This is a genomic window from Kitasatospora sp. NPDC059827 (assembly GCF_042731675.1).
GTDB lineage: Bacteria > Actinomycetota > Actinomycetes > Streptomycetales > Streptomycetaceae > Kitasatospora.
This window is the reverse complement of the sequence record NZ_JBHWIV010000002.1, coordinates 133,853-150,567: the sequence shown is the minus strand read 5'-3', so window position 1 is coordinate 150,567 and position 16,715 is coordinate 133,853. Positions and strand designations below refer to the sequence as shown.

Annotated in this window: 16 protein-coding genes; 5 read left to right on the top strand and 11 right to left on the bottom strand. The window is 75.2% G+C overall.

Annotation, left to right across the window (positions count from 1 at the left end):
• The first annotated feature begins 72 nt into the window (after window positions 1–72).
• A complete protein-coding gene (locus ACFV8H_RS01905) occupies window positions 73–792 on the top strand; it encodes a rhomboid-like protein (RefSeq protein ID WP_380396094.1) in 720 nt (239 codons plus the stop codon).
• An 83-nt stretch (window positions 793–875) separates the two neighbouring features.
• On the opposite strand, the gene ACFV8H_RS01900 is transcribed toward ACFV8H_RS01905, so the two are convergent.
• Together ACFV8H_RS01900 and ACFV8H_RS01895 are read right to left on the bottom strand one after the other, a co-directional pair.
• The gene (locus ACFV8H_RS01900; RefSeq protein ID WP_380396093.1) at window positions 876–1,457 is read right to left on the bottom strand and encodes a DUF421 domain-containing protein; all 582 of its coding nucleotides are present in this window, start codon (window positions 1,455–1,457) and stop codon (window positions 876–878) included.
• A gap of 73 nt (window positions 1,458–1,530) precedes the next feature.
• Complete coding sequence (locus ACFV8H_RS01895; RefSeq protein ID WP_380396092.1) at window positions 1,531–2,340, bottom strand: LysR substrate-binding domain-containing protein; 810 nt, start codon at window positions 2,338–2,340, stop codon at window positions 1,531–1,533.
• 57 nt (window positions 2,341–2,397) lie between these two features.
• Here ACFV8H_RS01895 and ACFV8H_RS01890 point away from each other — a divergent pair, with 57 nt between their 5' ends.
• From ACFV8H_RS01890 to ACFV8H_RS01880, 3 genes are all read left to right on the top strand, one after another.
• Window positions 2,398–2,817 (top strand): DUF5997 family protein, encoded by a 420-nt coding sequence (locus tag ACFV8H_RS01890; protein WP_375886123.1) that lies wholly within the window; start codon window positions 2,398–2,400, stop codon window positions 2,815–2,817.
• A 273-nt stretch (window positions 2,818–3,090) separates the two neighbouring features.
• On the top strand, window positions 3,091–4,803 hold the full coding sequence (locus ACFV8H_RS01885; RefSeq protein ID WP_380396091.1) for a DUF885 domain-containing protein: 1,713 nt from the start codon (window positions 3,091–3,093) through the stop codon (window positions 4,801–4,803).
• Window positions 4,804–5,049: 246 nt separating this feature from the next.
• Window positions 5,050–5,808, top strand: coding sequence for a hypothetical protein (locus ACFV8H_RS01880; RefSeq protein ID WP_380396090.1), 759 nt, complete (start codon window positions 5,050–5,052; stop codon window positions 5,806–5,808).
• Between the two features lie 71 nt (window positions 5,809–5,879).
• Here the strand turns inward: ACFV8H_RS01880 and ACFV8H_RS01875 are convergent, their stop codons facing one another.
• From ACFV8H_RS01875 to ACFV8H_RS01835, 9 genes are all read right to left on the bottom strand, one after another.
• Window positions 5,880–7,220, bottom strand: a complete 1,341-nt coding sequence (locus ACFV8H_RS01875; RefSeq protein WP_380396089.1) for a glycosyltransferase — start codon at window positions 7,218–7,220, stop codon at window positions 5,880–5,882.
• 55 nt (window positions 7,221–7,275) lie between these two features.
• Window positions 7,276–8,043: an SDR family NAD(P)-dependent oxidoreductase gene (locus ACFV8H_RS01870; protein WP_380396088.1), complete on the bottom strand. Its 768-nt coding sequence runs from the start codon at window positions 8,041–8,043 to the stop codon at window positions 7,276–7,278.
• A 3-nt stretch (window positions 8,044–8,046) separates the two neighbouring features.
• The gene (locus ACFV8H_RS01865; RefSeq protein WP_380396161.1) at window positions 8,047–8,514 is read right to left on the bottom strand and encodes an SAM-dependent methyltransferase; all 468 of its coding nucleotides are present in this window, start codon (window positions 8,512–8,514) and stop codon (window positions 8,047–8,049) included.
• A gap of 143 nt (window positions 8,515–8,657) precedes the next feature.
• On the bottom strand, window positions 8,658–9,593 hold the full coding sequence (locus ACFV8H_RS01860; protein WP_380396087.1) for an ADP-ribosylglycohydrolase family protein: 936 nt from the start codon (window positions 9,591–9,593) through the stop codon (window positions 8,658–8,660).
• A complete protein-coding gene (gene nadE, locus ACFV8H_RS01855) occupies window positions 9,590–10,429 on the bottom strand; it encodes an ammonia-dependent NAD(+) synthetase (protein WP_380396086.1) in 840 nt (279 codons plus the stop codon). The genes ACFV8H_RS01860 and nadE overlap by 4 nt, the downstream gene beginning before the upstream one ends.
• 61 nt (window positions 10,430–10,490) lie before the next feature.
• On the bottom strand, window positions 10,491–12,500 hold the full coding sequence (gene ftsH, locus ACFV8H_RS01850; RefSeq protein ID WP_380396085.1) for an ATP-dependent zinc metalloprotease FtsH: 2,010 nt from the start codon (window positions 12,498–12,500) through the stop codon (window positions 10,491–10,493).
• A 33-nt stretch (window positions 12,501–12,533) separates the two neighbouring features.
• The gene (locus ACFV8H_RS01845; RefSeq protein ID WP_380396084.1) at window positions 12,534–13,184 is read right to left on the bottom strand and encodes an NUDIX hydrolase; all 651 of its coding nucleotides are present in this window, start codon (window positions 13,182–13,184) and stop codon (window positions 12,534–12,536) included.
• 75 nt (window positions 13,185–13,259) lie between these two features.
• Entirely contained in the window at window positions 13,260–13,898 is a 639-nt protein-coding gene (locus ACFV8H_RS01840) for a DsbA family protein (protein ID WP_375886101.1), read from the bottom strand.
• Between the two features lie 68 nt (window positions 13,899–13,966).
• Entirely contained in the window at window positions 13,967–15,538 is a 1,572-nt protein-coding gene (locus tag ACFV8H_RS01835; RefSeq protein ID WP_380396083.1) for an alpha/beta hydrolase, read from the bottom strand.
• Between the two features lie 401 nt (window positions 15,539–15,939).
• On the opposite strand from ACFV8H_RS01835, the gene ACFV8H_RS01830 reads away from it, so the two are divergent.
• Window positions 15,940–16,674 (top strand): NUDIX domain-containing protein, encoded by a 735-nt coding sequence (locus ACFV8H_RS01830; RefSeq protein WP_380396082.1) that lies wholly within the window; start codon window positions 15,940–15,942, stop codon window positions 16,672–16,674.
• Window positions 16,675–16,715: the final 41 nt, after the last annotated feature.

The window sequence follows — 16,715 nt, the reverse complement described above, 5'->3', positions numbered from 1 at the left end:
GTACTGTCCCGAGGAGGCCGGCCGCATCCGGGCCGGCCGGGACCAGCCGCTCGACCGGGACACCATCAGAACATGAACGCTCGACCCCCGTTGGGGCTCCTCAGCACGCTGCTGCGCGCCGTCCGCACGTACCCGCGACGCTCACCGCTGACCTTCGTCTACGTCGGGCTGCTGCTCCTCGGGCACGCCTGGGTCGAGTACGGGCTGACCGAGGAGCAGGCCGACGACCTCCGGGCCTACATCAGCACCAACCTGGACAACCTGCACGACCACCCCGTCCGTGCCCTGGCCGGCAGCGCCCTGCTGTACGACGGCACGCTCACCGACATCACCTCCACCGGCTTCGGCGGCACCCTGATCACCCTGGGCCTCGGCATCGTCGTCGGCCTGGCCTGGGCCGAACGCCGCTTCGGCACGCCCCGCGCCGCCGCCGTCTTCCTCGCCGGGCACGTCGGGGCGACCCTGATCACCGCCCTGGTGATCCTGTTCGCCCTGCACCAGGGCTGGTACCCGGAGAGCGTCCGGGCGGCCTCCGACTACGGCATCAGCTACGGCGCCCAGGGCGCCCTCGCCTTCGCCACCCTCGCCCTGCCCCGCTGGGCCCGACTGCCCTGGGCCGCCTTCGTGCTCGCCTGGCCGCTCACCGGCGACGAGGAGTGGCCGGGCCCGCTGCCCGAGTTCACCACCGTCGGCCACCTCCTCGCCGCCGCGCTCGGCTTCGCCCTGGCCGCCGCCACCGCCCGCGGCCGACGCCGCGCCACCGCCCCGGCCGCCGCCCGCACCGGCGGCTGACCGCCCCTGGGCGGGGCCGGGGGCGGCCCGGGTCCGTCGGCCGGCAGCCTGCAGCCCGAAGGCGGCAGGCAGCAGGCAGCTGGTCAGCGCGGCGGGCGGCGCTCCTCGGCGAGCGTGGTCAGCAGCCGCTCGATCGCCGCCAGCCGCTCCCGCAGCTCGTCGACGTCGCCCTTGGTCGCGCTCCGCTCGGCCTCCCGGAGGGTGACCAGCAGCTGCCCGTCCGGCTCCAGCCGGGCCCGCGCCACGTCGCCCACGTCGTCGCCGTTCTGCACCCGGATCGCGTGCTCCAGCTCGGACGGGCGCAGCGCCAGTTCGCGCAGCGCGCCGGGCACCAGCGCGCCGTCGCGGACCACCGTGGTGGGCGCCCCCTCCAGGATCCGCGCGGCCCGCGGATCGCGGGCCAGCCAGCGGGTGACCCCGGCGTTCACCGCGATCAGGGTGACGGCGCCGATCGCGCCGCCCAGCAGGCTGTTGTCGTTGCCGATGATCGCGTTCTGCACCACGTTGGAGAGCAGGAACACGACCACCATGTCGAAGGTGTTCAGCCCCGCCAGCCCGCGCTTCCCGGCCAGCCGGAACAGCACCAGGATCAGCACGTAGACGGCGATCGTCCGGAGGACCTTCTCCACGATCGGAATCTGGACGACCACCAGGTCATGCCACACGGCCCCGCTCCTCCCACCAGGACGCTCCGGAACGGCCGTCCGGAACGGGGCCGACGCTACTCCCGCGCGGCGGTCAGGAGCGCCGCTTCGGCTTACCGCGCCGGGCCGCGGCCGGGCCGCCCCGGCCCTTCTGCGCGCCGGTCCGCTGGCCGCCCGCCTTCTGCGCACCCGCCTTCTGGCCGCCGGCCTTCTGCTGCTGCGGCTTCCGCGGCGCCGCCGCCTTCTTCGGCCGGCTCTCCGCCGGGGCGTCGGCCGGCTGTCCGGCCCCGCGGCCGCGCGAGCTGTTGACGGTGCGCCCCCGGACGATCCCGATGAACTCCTCCACCAGGTCCGTGGTCCGCTCCTGCGGCCAGGACAGCGCGACCTGCGACTGCGGCGCCTCCGGCACCGTCCGGTAGGTGAGGTCCCGCCGGTGGTGCAGCCGGGCCAGCGACTGGGGCACCAGCAGCACGCCGACGTTGGCCGCCACCAGCTCGACCGCGTCCGCCGTGGTGTCCGGGCGGGCGATCGCCGGGCGCCCGGGCAGGGTCCCGGCCGTGAAGCCGAGGGTGTCGTCCAGCGGGTGGAAGACCACCTCGTCGGCGAGCTCGTCGAGGGCGACCTCCTCCGCGGCGGCCAGCCAGTGGTCCTTGGGGAAGACCACCACTGTGGTCTCCGTGTACAGCGGGATCGCGCTCAGCACGTCCTTGTCGACCGGCAGCCGGACCAGTCCGGCGTCCACCGCGCCCTCGCGCAGGATCCGCTCACCGTCGGTGGAGGGCACCGCGACGAGGTCGAGCCGGACGTCCGGAAGCCGTTCGATCCACACCCGGGCCCATTTGCCGGGGGTCACGCCCGGGACGTACGCGAGCCGGAAGGGCTGGTTCACCTGCATGTCTGTCACAGGGCAAGGCTACCGACCGTGACCGGAAGCGCCCGCGCACTCCCTTACCCTTGTTCCATGACATCGCTCAAGCAGAAGACCAGCCAGACCATGAAGCCGGCCACGGCGGCCAAGAAGCTGGGGATCTACCTCGCGGCCGCGCCGACCGACTTCCAGGAGGGCGTGGTCTCCCGCGAGGAGCTCAGCGCGCTGCAGGCCGAGCCGCCGCAGTGGCTCCAGGAGCTGCGCAAGAACGGCCCGCACCCGCGCCCGGTGATCGCCGGCAAGCTCGGCATCTCCATCGCGGGCCTGGCCCGCGGCGGCGTGACCGAGGCGCTGACCACCGCCGAGGTCGACGCCCTCAAGGCCGAGAACCCGCTGTGGCTCCAGCACGAGCGCGCCAACCAGGTGGACGTCCGCAAGGAGACCGCCCGGATCAAGGCGAAGCACGAGAAGGAGGCCGCCGAGAAGGCCGCCAAGGAGGCCCAGGGCAGCTGAGCCCCTCCGGGGGCCGGCCACCGGACCCCCTCGCTCCACCGGTGCCGGCGTTCGTCCAGGGAGGACGGACGCCGGCACCGTCATGCCCGCTGCCCGCTGCCCGGCGCCCGGTGGCCGGCGCCCTGTGCCCACTGCCCGGTGCCCGCCCGGTGCCCCGAACTGCTCTCCCCCCGGTGCGTATTGACCGCGCCGTGGCCGACTCCGAATAATCGGCCCGATCGGGCCCTCAGGGAACCCGTGTCGCACTGCCCCCACCGGACCCGGGAGCGACCCATGACCGAGCAGCCGAACGACACCTCCCACCGAGCCGTCCCCGCCCACCACACCGAACTGGCCGCCCTCGCGGACGAGTTCTTCGCCGCCGAGAACGACCACGACCCCTTCGAGGCCACCCTCTCCGGCACCGAGGGCTACGCCCACGAGGTGCCCGACCCGTCCCGCGCGGCCGCCCTGCGCCACCGCGAGGTGCTCCGCGGCCTGGCCGCCCGGCTGGCCGCCGTCCCACTGGACGGACTGACCGGCGAGGACCGCACCACCCACCGGGTGCTCGCCCGGCTGATCGACGACAACGACGGCCGGATCACCCACGGACTCGCCGAGGTCAGCGTCTCCGCGACCATCGTCGCCCCGCACAACACGGTCTTCACCTCGCTCGCCATGACCGCCGTCGACCACGAGGGCACCGACGCCTACCTGGAGCGGCTGGCCGGCCTGCCCGGCTACTTCGACGCCGTCCTGCGCCGCAGCCTGGACGCCGCCGCCGAGGGCCGCCACCCGCTGCGCAGCGGCGTGGACGCCGCCATCACCCAGCTGGACGGCTACCTGGCCGCCGACCCGACCGCCGACCAGCTGCTGCGCCCGCTCCGGGACCGCCGGGAGTTCGAGCGGGCCCGGGCCATCGTCCGCGAGGGCGTGCGCCCGGCCGTGGCCCGCTACCGGGCCGGGCTCGCCCAGCGGCTGGCACCGGCCGCCCGCCCGGACGCCGAGGCCGGGGTCTGCTACGTGCCCGGCGGCGACGAGGGCTACGCGGACGCCGTCGGCCGCTTCACCCGGCCGGGGCTGGGCCCGGAGGAGGTGCACCGGATCGGCCTGGAGACGGTGGCGGCGCTGCGCGAGGAGTTCGGCGAGCTGGGCGCCCGGGTGCTCGGCATCAGCGGCACCGACGAGGTGCTGACCGCGCTGCGCGAGGACCGCTCGCTGCGCTTCACCAGCGCGGCCGAGATCGTCGCCCTGGTGGACGGCGCCCTCGACCGGGCCCGGCGCGCCTCGACCGACTGGTTCCGCCCGTACCCGATCGCCGACTGCGTGACCCGGGAGATCGACCCGCTGGAGGCGGAGACCGCGCCGCTGGCCTACTACCAGCCGCCGGGCCCGGGCGGACTGCCCGGCACCCACTGGATCAACACGCTGAACCCGGGGAGCCGGTTCAGCTACGAGTACGAGGCGATCGCCTTCCACGAGAGCGTGCCCGGCCACCACCTGCAGCTCGCGCTCGCCCGCACCCTGCACCACCTGCCGGAGTTCCGGCAGCGGCCGAACGGCCAGCTGACCGCGCACGTCGAGGGCTGGGGCCTGTACACCGAGCGGCTGGCCGACGAGATGGGCCTGTACGGCTCGGAACTGTCCCGCTTCGGCATGCTGTCGATGGACGCGCTGCGCGCGGTGCGCCTGGTGGTGGACACCGGACTGCACCACTACGGCTGGTCCCGGGAGCGGGCGATGGCCTACCTGCGGGACAACACGGCCACCCCGGAGGCCAACGTCCGCAACGAGATCGACCGCTACATCGCCTGGCCGGGCCAGGCCACCGCGTACCTGATCGGGCGTCGGGAGATCGTCCGGCACCGCGAGCGGGCCCGGGCCGAGCTCGGCGGGCTCTTCGACGTACGGGAGTTCCACCACGAGGTGATCGGGCACGGCAGCCTGCCGCTGGGCGTGCTGGAGGACGTGATCAGCGACTGGATCACGGCGCTGCGGTCGGTCTGACGGTCCCGCCGGCCCCGGGTGCCGTCGTCGGGTGCCGTCCCGGCGGAGGGGGACGGCACCGGGCGGTGGCACGGCCGTCGACGCGTCAGGAGTGCGAAAACGATTCCGCGCGCCCGCCGCCGTCCTCCCGCGCCGGACGTGGCGTCACCCCTTCGGCCCCCTCCACACGGTAGTGTCCGCTGGCGCGGCCCCCGGCACCTTCGTCGGCCGGCCGTCCGTGCCACCGCAACGACCTGGAGGAACTCCGTGCCGGCACCCGCCCGAGGCGCCCTCGCCATAGCCGCGGCCGTCCTGCTCGCCGCCGCCGCAGGCTGCTCGTCCGGCGGCGGCCACACCGCCAAGGACGGCTCCGGCGGCAAGGCCTCCGCCCACAGCAGCAGCGCCCACGGCTCCGCCCCGGCGGCCGCCGGGGACGCCGCCCAGCCCGTCCCGGCCGCGATCGTGACCGGCCCCGGGCCGAAGAGCTCCTACGACGCCCAGCCGCAGCCCGCGGCGGGCAGCTGCCACTACCGCTACACGGCGGACAAGCAGCCGCTGCCCGACCCGAACTGCACCCCGGGCGCCATCAGCCCCGCGGTCAACCAGGGCACCATCAACGACACCATCTGCAAGCCGGGCGGCTACACCTCGACCATCCGCCCGCCGGTGAACGTCACCGGCAAGGAGAAGACCGAGAACGCCAAGTCCTACGGCTACACCGGCCCGATGGGCGACGCCGAGTACGACCACCTGATCAGCCTCCAGCTCGGCGGCGACCCCAACGACCCGCGCAACCTGTGGGTCCAGCCGCCCTCCCCCGGCCACGTCCCGGGCAAGGGCCCGAACAACCCCAAGGACTCGGTGGAGACCCACCTGCACACCGCGATCTGCAAGGGCCAGGTCACCCTGACCGCCGCCCAGCAGGCGATCGCCACCGACTGGACGACGGCCGAGGCCAAGCTCGGCATCAGCAAGGGCGGGGCCGCCGCCACACCCACCACGGAGCCGGACGCCGACGGGGACTGACCGGCCCGGCCGGCCCGGCGCGAGCCGACCGACCCGGCGCGAGCAGACCAGCCCGGCGCGAGCCGACCGGTTCAGAGCGAGTCGACCAGCTCGGCGATGGTGTCGAACGGCCGGTACTCCGCGAACTCCGCGCCCAGCGCGCGGGCCCGTTCGCGGAACCGGCCCTCGGCGAGCACCTGCTCCACCGCCCGGCCGACCGCCTCCGGGGCCGGGCGGCCGGTGCGCAGGTCCAGCCCCACGCCGGCCCACTGCACCCGGGCCGCGACCTCCGGCTTGTCCTCGCTCGCCCCGGCCACCACCACCGGCACCCCGTACCGCAGCGCGGTCTGCACCCCACCATAACCGCCGTTGCTCACCAGCACGTCGGTGTGCGGCAGCAGCCGGTCGAACGGCACGTACCCGGCGGCCCGGACGTTCTCCGGCAGTCGGCCGCCCAGCAGTTCGGTCAGCTCCGCCGGCCCGTCCGGGCGGACGGTGGCGGCCACCACCAGCACGTCCCGGTCCGCCAGCGCGCGGACCGTCGGGGCGACCAGCTCGCCCAGGTCGTCGTTGGCCAGCGTCCCCTGGGTCACCACCACGACGGGCCGCTCACCCGTCAGCTCCGCCCACCACCCGGGCAGCGGCTGCTCCTCGCCGACGTTGCCCGGCAGCGCGCCGATCAGCCGGTACGAGGCGGGCGCGTCGGAGCGCGGGTACTCGAAGCCCGGCACGGTCAGCTGGAGGTACGCGTCCGGCACCGTCACCTGGGCCAGCCCGCGCGGCCCCTCCGGCAGTTGGACGCCCGCCTCCGCGAACACCTTCTCCGCGTACCGCTGCAAGGGCTCGCCGCGCCGGTCCACCTCCTCCCGCAGGGAGCGGTTGCGGATCCGGCCCTCCTCCCCCAGCAGCGGCGGCAGCGCCAGCCCGAACGGCGCGGTGTCCGCGCTCGGCAGCATCGCCGGGGTGATCCCGACCCCGATCAGCGCCGGACGCTGCGCCCTCGGACGGGAGAGCGCCAGCGGCAGCACGCCCTGGACGAAGGCGTCCGCGACGACGGCGTCGGCCGGGAACTCCGCCAACAGCGCGAGCAGCGCCCGGTACTGGTGGGGCACCGGGTCGAGGAAGACGTGCCGCACGTCGAAGGCGATCCGCTCCGGGCCGGGCGCCAGCTCCGCCCGGCCCGGGAAGGAGCCGTCGAGGTCGCGGTCGTCCCAGTCGGCCTCGACGGGCAGCGCGGCGAAGCGCACCCCGGCCCGCCCGGCCGCCTCCGCGAAGCGCGAGCCGCCCAGGAAGACCACCTCGTGGCCGCGCGCGGCGAGGTCGGCGGAGATGGCCAGCAGCGGGCTGACGTGCCCGTGCGCGGGCAGGGCGGTGGTGATGATCCTGGACAGCGGAAACTCCTGTGGTCGGTCCCGGTTCGTACGGGGACTCACCGTAGGCAGCGGTGGTAGACGTCCGATGAACGGCTCGTCTGCCCGGCGGAGCCGCTCATCGGCCCAGCACCGCGCCCCCGTTCAGCCCGATCACCTGCCCGGTGAGGTAGCCGGCCGCCGGCGAGGCGATGTAGGCCACCGCCTCGGCCACGTCCTCGGGCGTGCCGGCCCGGCCGACCAGGGTGTCGGCGACCTTCCGGGCGTGGAACTCCTCGTTCCGGTCCGCGCCGAAGATCTCGGTGTCCGCCACGTAGCCCGGGGCCAGCACGTTCACCGTGATCCCGTCCGGCCCCAACTGCCGGGCCAGGCCGAACGCCCAGCCGTGCAGCGCCGCCTTCGCGGCCGCGTACGAGCCCGCCGAGTGCGGGCCCGCGCCACCGCGCTGGGCGGCCGCCGAACTGATCACCACCAGGCGGCCGCCGGGCCGGCGCAGCACCCCCTGGAGCGCGGTGGTCAGCAGCACGGCGGTCAGCAGATTGGTGTCCAGGTCCCGCCGCCAGGAGGCGGCCAGCGCGGCCAGGCCGTCGTCCTCGGGCGGAGTGATGATCGCGCCCGCGTTGTTCACCAGCACGTCCACCGGACCGAGTTCGGCGATCCGGGCGGCCACCCGCTCGACCGCCTCCGGATCCGCCAGGTCACCCGCCAGCGGCACCACCGCCCCCGGCCCGGCGGTGCGCTCGATCTCCGCCCGGGCCTCCTCCAGCACGGCCGCCCGGCGCCCCAGGACCACCACCCGGCACCCGTCCCCGGCCAGCCGGGCGGCGATCGCCCGCCCGATCCCCGTCCCGCCGCCGGACACCACCGCGAACCGCTGCTCCGTCACCGCTCAGACCTCGCCGTCGTAGTAGGCGCGCATCAGCTCGGTCGACCACGCGGGCTGCCGGAGCTCACCGCGCGGGCCGAACTCGGCCAGGTACGGCTTGATGTCGAGCACCGGCGTGCCCGCCACCGCGTCCAGGCCGGTGACGTGCAGGTCCAATCCGTCCACCCGGACCAGCTCGCAGCGCGAGACCCCGAGCCGGTTGGGCCGGTTCTTCCCGCGCTGGGCGAAGATCCCCACCAACGGCCAGTCGGTGTTGCCGCGCGGGTGCCGGGCGCCGGTCTCGACCTTTCCCTCCGGGACCCGGTCGAAGCGGTAGACCACCTCCAGGTGCGAGAAGTCCGCCAGCCCGTACAGCGCCTCCTCGGTGAACTGCCCGGCGTCCAGCCGGATCACCGCCGCGACACCGCCCCACCCGTCGTCCCGCACGTCCTCCCGGCCACCCACCACACGGGCCACCGGACGCACCGTCATGTCAGCCATGCCGTCTCCCCCTTCGACGTCGAACCGTTCCACGACGTACGGTAGCGAGCCGTCCGCCGGAACGATCAAGGGGGGCCGGGGAAGCACTGTTCGCCATCCCGGCCGGCCATCGCAGCCGCCCCGCGCCCCGAGGCTCAGGCCGCCAGCCGCGCCGCCATCGCGATCAGGTCGGGCGCCCGCAGCACCCGGCCGCCGGAGCCCGGCAGGGGCACGTGCAGCGGCTCGGTCCAGCGGGCCGGGATGGCCGCGAGCCCGTAGCGGGCCCCGGCCAGGCCGCCGGTGACGGCCGCGACGGTGTCGGTGTCGCCGCCGAGGTCGACGGCGGCGTGGACGGCCGCCTCGAAGCCGTCGGTGGTGCGCAGGGCCCAGACGGCCGAGCCGAGGCAGGGCCAGACCGCGCCGTTGGGCTCGGTGGCCCGGTCGGGGTGCCAGTCCGGGGCCAGGACGGTGGCGTAGCGCTCACGGTCGTCCGGGTCCACGGCGGCCAGCACGGTGGGGAGTTCGGCGAGCGGGTCGGTGCCGTCGAGGGCGAGCCGGACCAGCTCGTGGAAGACCGCGGTGCCCTCCCAGGCGGCCCGGTCGCCGTGGGTGAGCGCGGCGATCCGCCGGGCGGCCGCCATGGTGGCCTCCCGCCCGGCACCGGCGAAGGCGACGGCGGAGGTGGCCGCCCGCATCAGCGAACCGTTGCCCGCGGCGCGCAGGGTGGTGTTGAAGTGGACGGCGGCCGCGAGGTCCCAGGCGTAGCCGCTGGTGAGGACGGACTCGGTCTGGATGCCGATGTCCTTGGGCTCGGCGGCGGCCCAGCGGCGGAACCGGTCGAAGATGTCGGGGAGGTCCAACTCACCCCGTTCAAGGAGGGATTCGGCGACCAGGACAGCCATCTGGGTGTCGTCGGTGGCCTCACCCAGCTCCCAGCCGCCGCCCGCGACCAGCTCCGCGCCGCCGAGCGGGAAGCGGGCGCTCAGGGCGCCGGCCGGGCCGAACTCGTACGGCGCGCCGAGGGCGTCGCCCACGGCCGCGCCGAGGACCGCCCCGGCCGCGCGGCCCGCGCGCCCGTCCGGGTCGGTCACGCCTGGCCCGGGGTGATCGGCAGGGCGCGCTTGTGCCCGGTGCGGCGGTAGTGGCCGAGGACGGTGTCGAAGACCTGCTCGCTGACCGGGCGGCCCTCCAGGAAGTCGTCCAGGTCGCCGTACTCGACGCCGAGGGCGTCCTCGTCGGCCTTGCCGGGGGCGAGGTCCTCCAGGTCCGCGGTGGGGACCTTGCCGACCAGCTCCTCGGGCGCGCCCAAGTGGGCCGCCACCGCGCGGACCTGACGCTTCGTCAGGCCGGAGAGCGGCATCACGTCGGCCGCGCCGTCGCCGAACTTGGTGAAGAAGCCGACGGCCGCCTCGGCCGCGTGGTCGGTGCCGACCACCAGGCCGCCGCTCGCCCCCGCGGCCGCGTACTGGACGACCATCCGCTGGCGGGCCTTGACGTTGCCGCGCACGAAGTCCTCGTGGGCGTGGTCGCGGAAGGTGACGCCCGCCGTCAGCAGGGCGTCGAAGGCGGCGTCGGTCGCGGGCTTGACGTCGACCGTCAGCACCTCGTCGGCCCGGATGAAGTCGAGGGCCCGCTGGGCGTCCGCCTCGTCCGCCTGGACGCCGTACGGCAGCCGCATGGCCGTGAAGGCCACCTGGTGCCCCTCGGCGCGCAGCCGCTCGACGGCGAGCTGGCAGAGCCGCCCGGTGGTGGTGGAGTCCACGCCGCCGCTGATCCCCAGCACCAGGGTGCGGGCGCCCGAGGCCCGCAGCTGGTCGGCGAGGAAGGCGATCCGGCGCTCGGCCTCCTTCGCGGGGTCGGTGACGGGCACCACTCCGAGGGCCAGGGCGATCTCGCGCTGGACGTCCGCGGGCAGGGATTCGGTCATGGTCGGGCTCCTTCGGGTCGGTACCACGCCATCATCCACCCCGCCCGCACGGCCCCCCGCCTCAGGGTGCCGTCCCTGCGCCCCCGCTCCCGTCCGCCCCGGGCGTGCCCGGCGCCGGGTGCCGCAGGATGTCGAGCACCAGGGTACCGTCCACCGTCTCCTGGGCGACCAGCAGCGCCGCCAACTCGTCCAGGTGGTGCCGGTGTTCGCGCAAAAGCCCGAGGGCCCGCCGCTCGGCGCCGCGCAGCAGCCCGGCCACCGCCTCGTCCACCGCGCGCTGGGTCTGCTCGGAGTACGGGCGGCGCAGCAGGTCGTCGGGGTGCTCGCCGAGGTACTGCGGGGAGCCGCTGGAGTAGCCGACCGGGCCGAGGTCCGGGGAGAGGCCGAACTCGCGGACCATCCGGGTGGCCACCGAGGTGGCGTTGGCGAGGTCGTTGGCGGCGCCGGTGGAGCCCTCGCCGAAGACCACCAGTTCGGCGGCGCGCCCGCCGAGCTGCACGGTGAGCAGGTCGTTCAGGTAGCTCTCGCTGTACAAGTGCCGTTCCGCCTCGGGGAGTTGCTCGGTGGCGCCGAGGGCGACCCCGGCCGGGAGGATGGTCACCTTGGCGACCGGGTCGGCGTGCTCGCAGAGCGCGGCCATCAGCGCGTGCCCGGACTCGTGGACGGCGACGGAGTGCCGCTCCTCGGGCAGCAGCGCGTTGGAGGACTCCCGGCGGCCCAGCAGCACCCGGTCGCGGGCGTCGTCGAGGTCCGCGGCGGTGAGGGTGGACCGGTCGGCGCGCACGGCGTTGATGGCGGCCTCGTTGACCAGGTTGGCGAGGTCGGCGCCGGAGAAGCCGGGGGTGCCGCGGGCGATCCGGTCCAGGTCGGCGTCCGGGGCGAGGGTCTTGCCGCGGATGTGCACGGCGAGGATGGCCGCCCGCTCGGCCTGGTTGGGCAGTGGCACGACGACCTGCCGGTCGAAGCGGCCGGGGCGCAGCAGGGCGGGGTCGAGGGCGTCCGGCCGGTTGGTGGCGGCGATGACGACGATGCCGGTGCTCTGGTCGAAGCCGTCCATCTCGGAGAGCAGCTGGTTGAGGGTCTGCTCGCGTTCGTCGTTGCCGCCGATCCGGGTGCCGCCCGCGCGGCGCCCGCCGACGGCGTCGATCTCGTCGATGAAGACGATGGACGGTGCGCGCTTGCGGGCCTCGTCGAACAGGTCGCGGACCCGGGAGGCGCCGACGCCGACGAACATCTCGACGAAGCCGGAGCCGGTGACGGACAGGAAGGGCACCGAGGCCTCGCCGGCGACCGCCCGGGCGAGCAGCGTCTTGCCGGTGCCCGGCGGGCCGACCATGATCACTCCGCGCGGCCCCTTGGCCCCGGCGGCGGCGTAGCGCTCCGGGCTGCGCAGGTAGTCGACCACCTCACTGACCTCCTGCTTCACCCCCTCGTACCCGGCGACGTCGGCGAAGCCGGTGGCGGGCCGCTCGGCCTCGATGATCTTCGCCCGGGAGCGGCCGATGGCGCTGAGCCCGCCGCCGAGCGACCGCGCGGCCAGCCGGCCGGACCAGAGGAACAACCCGCCGAAGAGCAGCAGCGGCAGGAACAGCAGCAGGGTCGACCAGATCGAGCTGCCGCCGGACCGGCTGCCGGTGACGTTCACGTGCTGGTCGGAGAGCGCCTTGCCGAGCTGGGAGGTGTCCAGGGCGGTCGGGATCTGGCTGGTGAACCGGGTGCCGTCCTTGAGGGTGCCGGACACGCCGCCGGTGTCGCTGACGTCCACGGTCTGCACCTGGCCGGCGTCGACCCGGTTGAGCAGGTCGGTGTAGCCGTAGCGGGGGCCGGTCGGGGCGGGCTTGGCGAGCAGCACCAGGAGCAGCAGGGTCACCAGCACGGCGACCGGCAGCAGCCAGCGGCGCAGGGCGGGCGGGGGCGGCTTGGGCGGGGTGCCGCCGGGGCCCTGCCCCGGTCCGCGACCGGGGCCGCCCCAGCCGCCGGGGCCCGGGCCCTTGCCGCCACCGGGGCCCTTGCCGCCGCCGGGCGGGGTCGCGGCGTGGCGGGCGGCGCCCGGGCGCGTTCGGACGATCATCCACGCTCACCGCCTCTCGGGCGCCGCCGGGCCTCAGCCGGGCCCCGGCTCGGCGCCCACCCCTCCATGGTCGACCCCTCCGGCCCCGGACGAGAGCCCGAGCAGGTACCGGCGGAACGCCACCTGCCCGTCCGGCACGAACGGCCACCGCCGTACGGCGCCGGCCAGCTCGGGCAGGGTCAGCCAGTCGTACCGGGCGATCGCGGCCGGATCGACCGCGTCGGGGGCGATCAGGTCCGGCGGTAGCACGGCCTCGTGCACGCCCAGCCAGTACGGCGCGATCGCGCCCCGGCAGAGGAAGGTGAACCGGTGGCGCACCGGCACGCTCACCCCGAGCTCCTCCGCCAGCTCCCGCCGCGCCCCGGCGGCGTACGACTCCCCCACCCGCAGTGCGCCGCCCAGCATCACGTCGTGGCACCCGCCGAAGCGGCTGGCGCCGTCCGGGCGGCGGTACACCAGCACCCGGCCGGACGGATCGCGGCAGACGGTGGTGGCGACCCGGTGCAGCCAGCCGCGGCGGATCGCCTCGCCGCGTTCGACCACGCCGAGCACCCGGTCGTGCTCGTCGACCCGCTCGACCAGCTCGCCCGGCTCAACCGGATCGACCTGTTCGACCGGCTCGACATGTTCGACCGGCCCGCTCGGCCGGCCCGACTCGAACGGCCCGCGCGGATCCGTGGTCACGCCGCCCACCCCCGTCCCGAATCGTGCCCCGTGGCGGTGGCGGGGCGGCGAGCACCGGTCATGGGAAAGCGCCGGTCAGGAGAAGTCGAGCGACCCGGTCCGGGTCCGCTTGAGCTCGAAGAACTTCGGGTAGCCGGCCAGCAGCCGGACGCCCTCGAAGACCCGCAGCGCGTCCTCGCCGCGCGGGATCGCGCTCAGCACCGGGCCGAAGAAGGCCGTGCCGTCCACGTGGATGGTCGGGGTGCCGACCTCCTCGCCGACCGGGTCCATGCCCTCGTGGTGGCTCTTGCGCAGCGCGATGTCGTACGCGGTGCTGTTGGCCGCCTCGGCGAGCTCCTCGGGCAGCCCGGCGGCGACCAGGGCCTCGCGGATGACGGTGTCGTCGGCCTCCCGGTCCTGGTCGTGGAAGCGGGTGCCGAGCTCGGTGTACAGGTCGCGCAGCACGTGCTCGCCGTGCTGCTCGGCGGCGGCGATGCAGACCCGGACCGGGCCCCAGCCGGTGGTCATCAGGCGCTGGTAGCGCTCCGGCAGGTCGGTGCGCCCCTCGTTGAGCACGGACAGGCTCATCACCCGGAAGGTGAGGTCGAGTTCACGCTGGCGGGCGACCTCCAGGATCCAGCGCGAGGTGATCCAGGCGAAGGGGCAGACGGGGTCGAAGTAGAAGTCGACCTTGGGGACGGCGGTGGCGGCGTTCTCGTTCGCTTGCGTGTTCACACGGATGATCTTAGGGGCCGATTGGACCATTCCGTAGGGCCAATCGAATACTGCCGCAGTGGGCCACTTCAGCTGCAGGTCGTCCCGTCCGCAGGCACCGTACCGTCCAGCAGGTAGGCGTCGACAGTCTTCTTCAAGCACGGGTTGCCGGTGTTGTAGCCGCCGTGGCCCTCGCCGTTGAGCGTGACGGTGACGCCGACGCCCGCGCCCAGCTGCTGGGCCATGGTCCGGGCGCCCTCGACCGGGGTGGCCGGGTCCCCGGTGGTGCCGACCACCAGGATCGGGGCGGCGCCGGGGGCGGCGACCTCCGGGTGGTCGGCCTTGCCCGGGACGGGCCAGCCGGTGCAGCCGGTCAGGCCCCAGGCGGTGAAGGCGCCGAAGACCGGGGAGGCGGCGCGGAACTGCGGCAGCTGCTGCTCCACGTCCTGGTCGGAGTAGCGCTGCCGGGCGTCGACACAACTGATCGCCCGGTTGGCCGCGTTGAGGTTGTTGTAGTGGCCCTGCGGGTCGCGTCCGTTCAGCGAGTCGGCGAGCTGGAGCAGGGTGTCACCGGTGCCCGCCTGCATCGCCTCGGTGAGCCCGGAGGCCAGCGCGGGCCAGGTCTGCTGGCTGTACAGCGCGCCGGCGATGCCGGTGACGGCCAGGCCCTCGGTCAGCTTCCGTCCGCTGCTGGTCGGCAGCGGCGACCCGGCGAGCCTCTGCAGCAGGTCGGTGATCCGCGCGGTGCCCTCGGCGCCGCCGCCACCGGTCGGGCAGGCGGCCGCGTCCTGGGTGGCGCAGGCCTTCATGAAGTCGTCGAGGGCGAGTTGGAAGCCCTGGGCCTGGCCGAGCGCGCTCTGCTCCGGGTCCTTCGTCGGGTCGACCACCGAGTCCAGCACGACCCGGCCGACCTCCTGCGGGAACAGGTGGGCGTAGACGCCGCCCAGCTGGGTGCCGTAACTGATGCCGAAGTACGAGAGCTTCTGGTCGCCGAGCACCTGGCGCATCAGGTCGAGGTCCCGGGCCGCGCTCTCGGTGTCCACGTAGGGCAGCACCGGGCCGGAGTTGTGCTCGCAGGCGGCGGCGAACTGGGCGTTGCTGTCGTCCAGGGCCTTGACCTCGGCGGGGGTCTCCGGGGTGCTGTCGACGGCGGCGTTGACGTCCGCCGCCCGGTCGTCCAGGCACTTCACCCCGGCGCTGTCGCCGACCCCGCGCGGGTCGAAACCCACCAGGTCGTAGCGGGTGTTGAGGGAGGCGTAGGCGGCGGCCAGGGCGGGCAGGGTGGCCACCCCGGAGGCGCCGGGGCCGCCGAAGTTGAACAGCAGCGAGCCGAGCCGGTGCTGTTCGTCCTTGGCCTTGGTGCGGATCAGCGCCAGGTCGATGGTGCCGCCGTCGGGTTTGGCGTGGTCCAGCGGGGCCTTGAGGGTGGCGCACTCCCAGTCGCTCGCGGGCGCGGTGCCACCGCCCTGCGCGACGCTCGGGGCCGGGCAGGCCCGCCAGTCCAGCCGCTGGGCGGCCGGGCCACCGGTGCTCGCGCCGGTGACCGGGGAGGTGGGCGCGGGCTCGGCGGCGGACGGGCCGCCGCCCTGGCAACCGGAGACGGGCGCGAGCAGCAGCGCGGCCAGGCCGAGCGCGCCGGCGCCGCGGACGACGGAGTGCATGGGGCGGTCCACCTCTCGGGTTGGCCGGGCGGTACTGCCGGGTGCACCGGCGCGTGGCAGGACGGCGTACGCCTGGTGCGTCGGGGAAGCGTGCGTCGGGGAGGCGTGCGCCCCGGCGCCCGGCACCGTCGGCGCACCACAGACCCTAGGGGCCCGCGTAGGGCGACGCCCGCCGGAGTCTCCGGACGGGGGGCGCGCGCCGGACGGGCTGCCATCGGCCGACCGAGTGAGGGGCGGCGGGTGCACTGCCCGGGTGCGGGGCACTGCCCGGGTGCGTCGCGGGCACGCCGCGGGTACGCCGCGGGTACGCCGCAAGCAGCCCGGGAGTCCGGCGCCGCGACACAGCACGGCACGGCACGGCACGGCGTGGACCGCGGGGCACCGTCGAAACGGAGGGCGCATTGAGCACCGACAGCGATTTCGTCAGCGTGGACGTCTACATCACCACCGGCCGGCAGGAGGTCCTGCTCCAACTGCGCGACGACCGGCCGGACATCCCGTGGCCCGCCCACTGGGTGGTCCCCGGCGGCCACCGCGAGCCCGGCGAGACGCCGTACCGCACGGCGGTGCGCGAACTGCGCGAGGAGACCGGGCTGGACGTGCCCGGGCTGCTCCCCTTCCACCCGGTCCTGGCCGCCACCGACCCGGAGGGCCGACGGAACCGCGCCTTCCACGCCCTGGTCGACGTCGACCCGGCGGAGCTGGTCCTCGGGGAGGGCCAGGAGCTGCGGCTGGTCCCCTTCGCCGAGGCCCAGCGGATGAAGCTGCCGCCCGCGCTCAAGGGGTACCTGCGGCAGCTGGAGGCGCGGCTGGCGGTCGGGCGGACGCCGGAGTGGGCGGTGGTCGACGACATCCACCGCCACCTGTCCGACCACCGGTCGACCGTCGGACTGCCGCTGCTGCCCCTCCAGGTGGTGAAGATCCAGGAGGAGGCCGGGGAGGTCGCCGAGGCCCTGCTCGGCGTGCTCGGCGCCAACCCGCGCAAGGGCGTCAGCCACACCGTGGCCGAACTGCAGGGCGAGCTGTGCGACGTGATCACCGCGGCCATGGTCGCGCTGCGGGACACCACGGCGGACCCGGGCGCCGTCCTGGCTGCGCACCTGGCCGGCTGGCGGCCGGTGCGGCGGGAGGGGTAGCGCGTCCGCGGGTCGCGCGCGGTCGGTGGCGCTTCCGGTCC

Bases quoted from the DNA above. Each gene is read 5' to 3' on its own strand.
- ACFV8H_RS01890 (WP_375886123.1), top strand. From the start codon at position 2,398: ATGACATCGCTCAAGCAGAAGACCAGCCAGACCATGAAGCCGGCCACG.
- ftsH (WP_380396085.1), bottom strand. From the start codon at position 12,500: ATGATCGTCCGAACGCGCCCGGGCGCCGCCCGCCACGCCGCGACCCCG.
- ACFV8H_RS01865 (WP_380396161.1), bottom strand. From the start codon at position 8,514: ATGACGGTGCGTCCGGTGGCCCGTGTGGTGGGTGGCCGGGAGGACGTG.
- ACFV8H_RS01835 (WP_380396083.1), bottom strand. From the start codon at position 15,538: ATGCACTCCGTCGTCCGCGGCGCCGGCGCGCTCGGCCTGGCCGCGCTG.
- ACFV8H_RS01905 (WP_380396094.1), top strand. From the start codon at position 73: ATGAACGCTCGACCCCCGTTGGGGCTCCTCAGCACGCTGCTGCGCGCC.
- ACFV8H_RS01885 (WP_380396091.1), top strand. From the start codon at position 3,091: ATGACCGAGCAGCCGAACGACACCTCCCACCGAGCCGTCCCCGCCCAC.
- nadE (WP_380396086.1), bottom strand. From the start codon at position 10,429: ATGACCGAATCCCTGCCCGCGGACGTCCAGCGCGAGATCGCCCTGGCC.